Below are 9,417 nucleotides of genomic sequence, written 5' to 3' on the forward strand. Positions count from 1 at the left end.
CTGCCGGTGCCGGTGATTGCGCGTGTGCAGGGGCTGGCCACCGCGGCCGGCTGTCAGCTGGTGGCGCAGTGCGACCTGGCGGTGGCGGCGCAGGAGGCGCGCTTTGGCGTCAACGGCATCGACGTCGGGCTCTTCTGCGCCACGCCCAGCGTGCCGCTGGTGCGCAATGTGCCGGCCAAGGTGGCGATGGAGATGCTGCTGACCGGCGAGTTCATCAGCGCCGAAGAGGCGCACCGGCGTGGGCTGGTCAACCGCGTCGTGCCGCTGGATACGCTGGACACCGAGGTGGAGCGGTTGGTGGTCGCGATCCTGTCCAAGCCACGCGAGGCGATTGCGATGGGCAAGGCGGTGTTTTATCAGCACCGCGAGACCGGTATCGAAGCCGCCTACCAGCTTGCGGGCCAGACCATGGCCTGCAATATGATGCACGAGGTGGCGCAAGAGGGGGTACAGGCCTTCATCGACAAACGCGCGCCGACCTGGCGCAGTGGAGGCTGACGCGTATGGCCCGCCCCGCTGCACCCGCCCCGATCGACGACCTCGGCTCCTGGCTGCAGACCTTCGCGCAGCCCGGCGCGCTGCTGGAGCTGGCGGCGCTGGCGCTGTGCGTCGGCGTGGCCTGGCTCGTGGTGCGGGCGCTGCAGCCCGCTTTCAACCCGGACGCAGATCGCTCGATATGGTTTGGTCACCGCGGCATCGACGGCGTGCTGTTTCCGCTGCTGCTGCTGGTGCTGGCCTATGGCGCACGTGCGCTGACGCTGCTGTGGGCGCCGCGCGCGGTGTGGCATGTGGTGATCCCGGCCCTCATCGCGCTGGTGGTCATTCGCATTGGCGTCAAGGTGCTGGAGGTGGCGTTCAAGGGCGCGGCGTGGCTCAGGCCCGTCGAGCGCACCGTCTCGTGGCTGGCGTGGCTGGCGGCGGTGGCGTGGATCACTGGGCTGCTGCCTGTGGTGCTGGTCGAGCTGGATCAGATCACCTGGAAATTCGGCGGCACGACGCTGTCGGTGCGCACGCTGATCGAGGGGCTGTTGTCGGCCGGCGCGGTGCTCATCGTGGCCCTGTGGGTCTCGTCGGCCATCGAGGCGCGGCTGCTGCGCGATGCCACGGGCGAGTCGCTGTCGCTGCGCAAAGCCGCCAGCAACGCGACTCGCGCGCTGCTGCTGTTCGTCGGGTTGATGCTGGCGTTGTCGGCAGTGGGCATCGACCTGACGGCGCTGTCGGTGCTGGGCGGCGCCATTGGCGTGGGCATCGGCTTTGGCTTGCAAAAGCTGGCGGCCAACTATGTCAGTGGCTTCGTGATCCTGACCGAGCGCAGCATGCGCATCGGCGACATGGTGCGGCTGGATACCTTCGAGGGTGTGGTAGCCGACATCAAGGCGCGCTACACCGTGATCCGCGCCATCAGCGGGCGCGAATCCATCGTGCCGAACGAAATCCTGATCACGCAGCGGGTGGAAAACCTCTCGCTGTCCGACCCCAAGGTGTGGCAGTCCACTGCGGTTGGCGTGGCCTACGACAGCGACGTGGCGCTGGTGCGCCGGCTGCTGGAGCAGGCGGCACTGGAGCAGCCGCGCGTGCTGCGAGACCCAGCCCCGCTGGTAGCACTGTCGACTTTCGGTGCCGATGGATTGGAGTTTACGCTGGGGTACTGGATCGCCGACCCGGAAAACGGCCAGCTCGGCCTGCGCTCGGCGATCAACCTGCGCATCCTGGAGCTGTTTCGCGAGCACGGGGTGGAGATCCCGTACCCGCAGCGCGTGCTGCATGTGCGGGGCTTGTGAGGCGGTGCGCGACCGCCTATAATCTGAAAAACGAACGGTCGTTCGTTTTTTGTAGAACTCCCGCTTTTTTCACAATGCGCTCAGTTGACGTTGACGTAAACGTAAAGTCGGCGTCACTGTCCCACCACCCACAGGAGCAAGCATGAAGATCCTCGTCCCCGTCAAGCGCGTGGTCGATTACAACGTCAAGGTCCGGGTCAAGGCCGACGGCACCGGCGTCGATATCGCCAATGTCAAAATGAGTATGAACCCCTTCGACGAGATCGCCGTCGAAGAGGCCGTGCGCCTGAAGGAAAAGGGCGTTGCCACCGAGGTGGTGGCGGTGTCGTGCGGCGTGGCCCAGTGCCAGGAGACGTTGCGCACGGCCATGGCCATCGGCGCCGACCGCGCCATCCTGGTCGAGTCGGACGAGGAGCTGCAACCCCTGGCCGTGGCCAAGATCCTCAAAGCGCTGGTGGACAGGGAGGCCCCGGGCTTGGTGATCCTGGGCAAGCAGGCCATCGACGACGACGCCAACCAGACCGGTCAAATGCTGGCCGCGTTGGCCGATCTGCCGCAGGCGACCTTTGCCTCCAAGGTCGAGGTGCAGGGCGATACGGTCGAGGTCACGCGCGAGGTAGACGGTGGGCTGGAGATCCTCAAGCTCTCGCTGCCCGCCATTGTGACCGCCGACCTGCGCCTCAACGAGCCACGCTACGTCACGCTGCCAAACATCATGAAGGCGAAGAAAAAGCCGCTCGAGACCCTCAAGCCCGCCGATCTGGGGGTGGATGTGGCGCCGCGCCTGAAGACGCTGAAAGTCGCCGAGCCGCCCAAGCGCAGCGCCGGTATCAAGGTGCCCGACGTCGCCACGCTGGTCGACAAGCTCAAGAACGAAGCCAAGGTCATCTGAGGAAAGGACACGCCGCCATGACCATTCTCGTCATCGCCGAACACGACAACGCCTCCCTCAAGGGAGCCACACTCAATACGGTGGGCGCCGCGCTCGAGCTGCAGGCCGCCGGCGCCGGGGACATCCATGTGCTGGTGGCGGGCCATCAGGCCGCTGGCGCTGCCCAGGCCGCTGCCCAGATCGCGGGTGTGGCCAAGGTGCTGCACGCCGACGGGCCCGCGCTGGCGCACGGCCTGGCCGAAAACGTCGCTGCACAGGTGTTGGCTCTGGCGGCTGGCTACAGCCACATCCTCTTTCCAGCCACCGCGGGCGGGCGCAATGTGGCGCCGCGGGTCGCGGCCAAGCTCGATGTCGCGCAGCTCAGCGACATCACCGCAGTGGTCGATGTACACACCTTCGAGCGGCCCATCTACGCCGGCAACGCCATCGCCACCGTGCACAGCAGCGACGCCCAGCATGTGATCACGGTGCGCTCCACGGCCTTCGATCCAGCGGGCACGGGTGGCGCGGCCACGGTCGAATCGGTGGCGGCGGTGGCCGATGCCGGCAAGAGCACCTTCGTCAAGAGCGAACTGGCTCAGAGCGACCGCCCCGAACTGACCGCCGCCAAGGTCATCGTTTCGGGCGGTCGAGCGCTGGGCAGCGCCGAGAAATTCAACGAACTCATCACCCCGCTGGCCGACAAGCTCGGGGCGGCGATTGGTGCCAGCCGCGCGGCGGTCGATGCGGGCTACGCACCCAACGACTGGCAGGTCGGCCAGACCGGCAAGATCGTCGCGCCCCAGCTCTATGTCGCCGTGGGCATCAGCGGCGCTATTCAGCATCTGGCGGGCATGAAGGATTCCAAGGTCATCGTCGCGATCAACAAAGATCCAGAGGCGCCGATCTTCAGCGTGGCCGATTACGGCCTCGAGGCGGATCTGTTCCAAGCCGTCCCCGAGTTGGTGCAGGCCCTCTGATTCGGCCACCGACAAACGGGCATCCCAGGGATGCCCTTTTTTGCCCTAGGAGACCCCCATGACCTTCAAGGCCCCCGTCAAGGACATGCTCTTTGCCATGGAGCACCTGGCGCAGTTGGACCAGATCGCACAGTTGCCCGGTTTCGAGGAGGCCAACCTGGAGACCGCCCAGGCCGTGCTGGAGGAGTGCGCGCGCCTGAACGAGGAAGTCATCGCCCCCCTGAACTGGGAGGGCGACAAGCACCCGTCCTGGTGGCAGGACGGCCAGGTGTTCACCACCCCAGGTTTTGCCGATGCCTTTCGCCAATACGCCGAAGGTGGGTGGCAGGGGCTGCAGCACCCCACCGAATTTGGGGGGCAAGGCCTGCCCAAAACCATCGGGGCGGCTTGCGGCGAGATCCTCAATGCCGCCAACTTGAGCTTTGCCCTGTGCCCGCTGCTGACCGACGGAGCCATCGAGGCGCTGCTGACCGCCGGCAGCGAGGCGCAGAAGGCCACCTACATCCCACCGATGATCGAGGGGCGCTGGACCGGCACCATGAACCTGACCGAGCCGCAGGCCGGCAGCGACCTGTCGTTGGTGCGCACGCGCGCCGAGCCGCAGCCCGACGGCACTTACAAGATCTTTGGCACCAAAATCTACATCACTTACGGCGAGCACGATATGGCCGAGAACATCGTGCACCTGGTGTTGGCTCGTGTGCAAGGAGCGCCCGAAGGCGTCAAGGGCATCAGCCTATTCATCGTGCCGAAGTTCCTCGTCAACCCGGATGGCTCGCTCGGTGCGCGCAACGATGTGCACTGCGTCAGCATCGAACACAAACTGGGCATCAAGGCCAGCCCCACCTGCGTGCTGCAGTACGGCGACCACGGGGGCGCGGTGGGCTATCTGGTCGGCGAGGAAAACCGCGGGCTGGAGTACATGTTCATTATGATGAACGCGGCCCGCTATGCCGTGGGGGTGCAGGGCATTGCCGTGTCCGAGCGCGCCTATCAGAAGGCGGTGCAGTATGCGCGTGATCGCATCCAGAGCCGCCCGGTCGATGGCAGTGTAGCCGGCGCCGCGCCGATCATCCACCATCCGGATGTGCGCCGCATGCTGATGACGATGCGCGCCCTGACCGAAGGCTGCCGTGCGATGGCCGCGGTGGCCGCTGCCGCCTACGATGCCGCGCACCATCATCCGGATGAGTCCACACGGCGCCAGAACCAGGTCTTCTACGAATTCATGGTTCCGCTGGTCAAGGGCTACAGCACCGAGATCAGCCACGAGGTCACCAGCCTTGGTGTGCAGGTGCACGGTGGTATGGGCTTCGTCGAAGAAACCGGCGCCGCCCAGTACTATCGGGATGCCAAGATCCTCACCATCTACGAAGGCACCACGGCCATCCAAGCCAACGACCTGGTCGGGCGCAAGACTGCGCGCGATGGCGGAGCGACGGCACTGGCCATCGCCGCGCAGGTCCAGGCCACCGAGGCCGAACTGGCCGCCAGCGATACCGAGGCAGCGCGCGCCGTGCAGGCGCGCCTGCAGGCCGCCCGGCTGGCGTATGAGGAGGTGGTGCGCTTCATCGTCGCGCAGGCCAAGGCCGATCCGGTGGCCGCCTACGCCGGCAGCGTCCCCTACCTGATGCTGGCCGGCAACCTGATGGCGGGCTGGCAGATGGCGCGCGCACTGCTCGCCGCGCAGCGGGAGCTGGCCGCCGGTCGCGACGAGGCGTTCATGCGCGCCAAGATCGCCACCGCGCGTTTCTACGCCGACCACATCCTGACCCGCTGCAGCGGCTGGCGCGACAGCATCGTAGGCGGCCACGCTTCCATCGCCGAGATGGCGCTCGACGCATTTTGAGGTAGCGACCTATGTCACGACTGCCTGCCGTGCTGCAACGCGTGCCATTCCCTGTGATTGGCTCGCCGCTGTTCATCATCAGCAACCCCAAGCTCGTCATTGAGCAGTGCAAGGCCGGTATCGCCGGAGCGATGCCGGCGCTCAATGCGCGGCCTGCGTCGCAGCTCGATGAGTGGCTCTCCGAGATTACCGAAGCGCTTTCCGCCCACAACGCCGCGCATCCCGATCGGCCGGCAGCGCCCTTTGCGATCAATCAGATCGTGCACAAGAGCAACGACCGGCTCGAACACGACATGGCGCTGTGCGAAAAGTACAAGGTGCCCATCGTCATCACCAGCCTGGGCGCGCGCGAGGATGTCAACCAGGCCGTGCACGGCTGGGGCGGCGTGGTGCTGCACGACATCATCAACAACACCTTTGCGCACAAGGCCATCGACAAAGGGGCCGATGGCCTGATCGCCGTGGCAGCCGGGGCGGGCGGCCACGCCGGCACCAAGAGCCCGTTCGCCCTGGTTCAGGAAATCCGCCAGTGGTTCGACGGGCCGCTGGCGCTGTCGGGCTCCATGGCCACGGGGTCGGCGGTGCTGGCCGCGCAGGCGATGGGGGCGGACTTCGCCTACATCGGCTCGCTGTTCATCGCCACCGACGAGGCGCGCGCCAGCGACGCCTACAAACAGTGCATCGTCGAGTGCAATTCGGACGACATCGTCTACAGCAACCTGTTTACCGGCGTGCACGGCAACTACCTCAAGCCGTCCATCCGCGCCGCTGGCCTCGATCCAGATCACCTGCCCGAGAGCGATCCGAGCCAAATGAACTTTGGCGACGGTGCCAAGAAGGCGTGGAAAGACATCTGGGGCTGCGGCCAGGGCATCGGTGTCGTGGATGCGGTGCGACCGGCGGCCGAAGTGGTCGCGCGTCTCAAGCGCGAGTATGCGCAGGCCCGCGCACGTCTGTGCGCCAACAGCTGAGCGCGCTGCCCTCATCCCCCCAGGCCGAGCGAACCTTCGCCAGCACGGCGGGTACGGGGTCGTCCAGGGTGTCGATGGGGATCACTTCGCGCTGAGGGATGGATCGCAGCCAGGTGAGCTGGCGCTTGGCCAACTGCCGGGTGGCCGCGCAGCCGCGCTCCCACAGCGCTCGTTGCGCTGCTGCGTCCAGCGCCTCGTCGCCCTGCGCTGCAGCGGCGTCCAGGGCTTCCCATGTCTGGCGGTAGCCCACGCAGCGCATCGAGGGCAGTTCGAGGCCGAGGTCGCCCCGCGCGCGCAGGCGCCGGACTTCGTCCACCAGGCCCTCGGCCAGCATGGCGGCAAAGCGCATGTCGATGCGCCGGTGCAGCCAGGCCCGCTCCTCAGGCTCCAGCGACAGCAGCCGTCCGGGTAAACCATCGATGTGCAGCGGGGCGGCGGCTGCAGTTGGCAGGGTCCAGCGGCGCTGCAACGCCGACAGCGGCTGTCCCGTGGCACGCCACACCTCCAGTGCGCGGCCGATGCGCTGGGTGTCGGTCGGCGGCAGGCGCGCCGCGGTCACCGGGTCCACGCGGGCCAGCTCGGCATGCAGCGCGGGCCAGCCGCGCTGCTGCGCGTCGGCTTCGATGGCGGCGCGCAGCGCCGGATGCGCGGGTGGCAATTCGTCCAAGCCATCGAACAGCGCCTTGAAATACAGCATCGTGCCGCCGACCAGCAGCGGCCAACGCCCGCGCGCCCGGATCTCGGCCACCAAGCGGCGCGCATCGCGCACGAACTCGGCCGCGCTGTAGGCTTCTCGCGGGTCGCGGATGTCGATCAGGTGGTGCGGCACGGCGGCCCGCTCGGCCGCGGTGGGCTTGGCGGTGCCGATGTCCATACCGCGGTAGACCAGGGCCGAATCGACGCTGATGATCTCCACCGGCCAGCGCGCGGCGATCGCCAGCGCCAGGGCGGTCTTGCCGCTGGCGGTGGGACCCGCCAGCGCCAACCAGCCGCATGCCGAGGGGCTGTGATGGGGCTGCATGGGGCGCGATTATCGCGTTGGCCCCGGCGCCGGTACGGGGGCACGGCGCGCCTCGCCGTGGCGCTGCACCAGGGTCCACGCCACGGCGGCAATGATCACGGCCCAAAACCACAGGCCGTTGGTCAACGGATAGACCCCTGTGTCCGCCCCGGTGGACATGTTCGCTCCCAGCCAGGTGCCCATGCCGAATGCGGTCAGCATCATGACGAAGCCGGCCAGCGCCGACGCCGCCCCCGCTGTTTGCGGAAAGGGCGAGACCGCGCCGCTTTGCCCGCACGGCTGGTGCACCCCGTGTGCCAGGACGAACAGATAAAACGGCCCCATGATGGCCCAGGTGGTGTGCAGCCCCAGCAGCGCCAGCACGCCGCACAACGTGCCCCCGGTGAGGGTGAAGCCGGCTGCCACCGCCACCGTGCGGCGCACCCCGAAACGGGGGATGAGGCGCCGGCACACCACGGTCCCGATGATGTACACCATCGACATCGACAGCATCAGCAGGCCATAGTGCGTCTTGCTCAAGCCCAGCACGGTGATGAAGACGAAGGACGACGTCGCCAAAAAGGTAAACAGCCCGCCGTAGGAGGTCGCAGCCAGCAGCGCCCAGGCCCAAAAGGTCGGGTGGCGCGCGATGCGGCCCCAGACGCGCAGCATCTCGCGTGGTTGCAGGGCCAGCGGGTTGGGCGCGGGCAGCGTCTCGCGAAAGCGCAGCAGCACCAGGGCCAGGGACACGGCTGAAAACACCGCCAGCGCCGCGAGCGTGACGCGCCAGCCATAGTGCTCGGTCAGCCAGCCGCCCAGCGGGCCGCTGATGCAAGCGAACAGCCCCAGCCCGGTGAGCCCCTTGGACATCATGCGCGCGCCGTCGGCAGGCGCATACAGGTCGCGCACGATGGCGCGCGCGCCCATCACCGATGCGCCCATGGCCGCCCCCTGCACGATGCGCCAGAGGATGAGCTGCTCGATGTTGGCCGCCAGCGCATTGCCGATCGCAGCCAGCACAAACGCCCCAAGGCCCGCCAGCAGCACCGGGCGCCGCCCGAAACGATCCGACACCGGCCCCCAGACGAGTTGCGCAGCCCCAAAGGACAGCAGAAGCGCGGTCAGCGTGGCCTGCACCTGCGACATCGGCGCGGCAAAGGCCGCCGTCATCGCAGGCAGGGCGGGCAGATACAGGTCAGTCGCCAGCGGCTGAATGCCCAGCAGCAGGGACAGAAACACGACGACCCATCCAGGGGTCATTTCGGCGCGGGCAGGGGAGGTCTGCATGGTGAGGGGGAATCAGAACGGGCCGCTCGTCACCGCCCACGCAGAAACAGCGCATCCAGCTCCCGCAGACTGAGCTGCTGCCAAGTCGGACGGCCATGGTTGCACTGATCGCTGCGCTCCGTGGCTTCCATTTGGCGCAGCAGGGCGTTCATTTCGTCCAGGGTCAGGCGGCGGTTGGCGCGCACCGCACCGTGGCAGGCCAGGGTGGCCAGCAGCGCGTTGCGGGCGCGCTCGAGGACCCGGCTGCCACCGTGCTGATCCAAATCCGCCAGCACCGCGCGGGCCAGCGCCACGGCGTCGGCCTGGGCCAGCAGCGCCGGCACGGCCCGCACCGCCAGCGTCTGGGGCGAAAACGGCACCACCTCCAGGCCCAGGCGTTGCAGCACCTCGGCGCAACGCTCGGCCGTTGCCACCTCCAGCGGGGTAGCGGCAAAGGTGGCCGGAATCAGCAGCGGCTGGCTGGGCATGGCTGCCTCGTCCAGGCGATCGAATTGTGCCTTGAGCCGCTCGTACACGATGCGCTCGTGGGCGGCGTGCATGTCCACCAGCACCAACCCGTTGGCATTTTCGGCGAGGATGTAGATGCCGTGCAGCTGGGCCAGCGCGGTGCTGGCGGATTTGGATCAGCACGGTGGCAGCCGGGTCCTCGAGCGCGCCCGCAACGCGCTGCTGGCCACC

Annotated in this window: 8 protein-coding genes and 1 pseudogene; 6 read left to right on the forward strand and 3 right to left on the reverse strand. The window is 67.7% G+C overall.

Annotated features, from left to right (window positions below):
* The 6 genes from P3W97_RS06105 to P3W97_RS06130 form a co-directional block, all read left to right on the forward strand.
* Window positions 1–498: enoyl-CoA hydratase-related protein (locus P3W97_RS06105; protein WP_300844799.1), on the forward strand; the 498-nt coding region annotated here is incomplete at its 5' end.
* Between the two features lie 5 nt (window positions 499–503).
* Window positions 504–1,781, forward strand: a complete 1,278-nt coding sequence (locus tag P3W97_RS06110) for a mechanosensitive ion channel domain-containing protein (protein ID WP_300844801.1) — start codon at window positions 504–506, stop codon at window positions 1,779–1,781.
* Between the two features lie 142 nt (window positions 1,782–1,923).
* Window positions 1,924–2,673 carry an electron transfer flavoprotein subunit beta/FixA family protein gene (locus P3W97_RS06115; protein WP_300844803.1) on the forward strand — a complete coding sequence of 250 codons (750 nt, stop codon included), beginning with the start codon at window positions 1,924–1,926 and terminating at the stop codon, window positions 2,671–2,673.
* Between the two features lie 17 nt (window positions 2,674–2,690).
* A complete protein-coding gene (locus P3W97_RS06120; RefSeq protein ID WP_300844806.1) occupies window positions 2,691–3,632 on the forward strand; it encodes an electron transfer flavoprotein subunit alpha/FixB family protein in 942 nt (313 codons plus the stop codon).
* A gap of 58 nt (window positions 3,633–3,690) precedes the next feature.
* Entirely contained in the window at window positions 3,691–5,481 is a 1,791-nt protein-coding gene (locus tag P3W97_RS06125) for an acyl-CoA dehydrogenase (RefSeq protein ID WP_300844808.1), read from the forward strand.
* A gap of 11 nt (window positions 5,482–5,492) precedes the next feature.
* Window positions 5,493–6,452: a nitronate monooxygenase family protein gene (locus tag P3W97_RS06130; protein ID WP_300844811.1), complete on the forward strand. Its 960-nt coding sequence runs from the start codon at window positions 5,493–5,495 to the stop codon at window positions 6,450–6,452.
* Here P3W97_RS06130 and miaA read toward each other — a convergent pair.
* From miaA to mutL, 3 genes and pseudogenes are all read right to left on the reverse strand, one after another.
* On the reverse strand, window positions 6,403–7,473 hold the full coding sequence (gene miaA, locus P3W97_RS06135; RefSeq protein ID WP_300844814.1) for a tRNA (adenosine(37)-N6)-dimethylallyltransferase MiaA: 1,071 nt from the start codon (window positions 7,471–7,473) through the stop codon (window positions 6,403–6,405). The genes P3W97_RS06130 and miaA overlap by 50 nt on opposite strands.
* 9 nt (window positions 7,474–7,482) lie before the next feature.
* Entirely contained in the window at window positions 7,483–8,739 is a 1,257-nt protein-coding gene (locus P3W97_RS06140) for a multidrug effflux MFS transporter (protein WP_300844817.1), read from the reverse strand.
* Between the two features lie 29 nt (window positions 8,740–8,768).
* Window positions 8,769–9,344: pseudogene (mutL, locus tag P3W97_RS06145) on the reverse strand (DNA mismatch repair protein MutL); the annotation flags it as partial.
* Window positions 9,345–9,417: the final 73 nt, after the last annotated feature.

Source organism: Tepidimonas sp. (assembly GCF_029335975.1).
GTDB lineage: Bacteria > Pseudomonadota > Gammaproteobacteria > Burkholderiales > Burkholderiaceae_C > Tepidimonas.

Coding starts and splice junctions, on each gene's coding strand:
- P3W97_RS06110 (WP_300844801.1), top strand. CDS start 504: ATGGCCCGCCCCGCTGCACCCGCCCCGATCGACGACCTCGGCTCCTGG.
- P3W97_RS06120 (WP_300844806.1), top strand. CDS start 2,691: ATGACCATTCTCGTCATCGCCGAACACGACAACGCCTCCCTCAAGGGA.
- P3W97_RS06115 (WP_300844803.1), top strand. CDS start 1,924: ATGAAGATCCTCGTCCCCGTCAAGCGCGTGGTCGATTACAACGTCAAG.
- miaA (WP_300844814.1), bottom strand. CDS start 7,473: ATGCAGCCCCATCACAGCCCCTCGGCATGCGGCTGGTTGGCGCTGGCG.
- P3W97_RS06140 (WP_300844817.1), bottom strand. CDS start 8,739: ATGCAGACCTCCCCTGCCCGCGCCGAAATGACCCCTGGATGGGTCGTC.
- P3W97_RS06125 (WP_300844808.1), top strand. CDS start 3,691: ATGACCTTCAAGGCCCCCGTCAAGGACATGCTCTTTGCCATGGAGCAC.
- P3W97_RS06130 (WP_300844811.1), top strand. CDS start 5,493: ATGTCACGACTGCCTGCCGTGCTGCAACGCGTGCCATTCCCTGTGATT.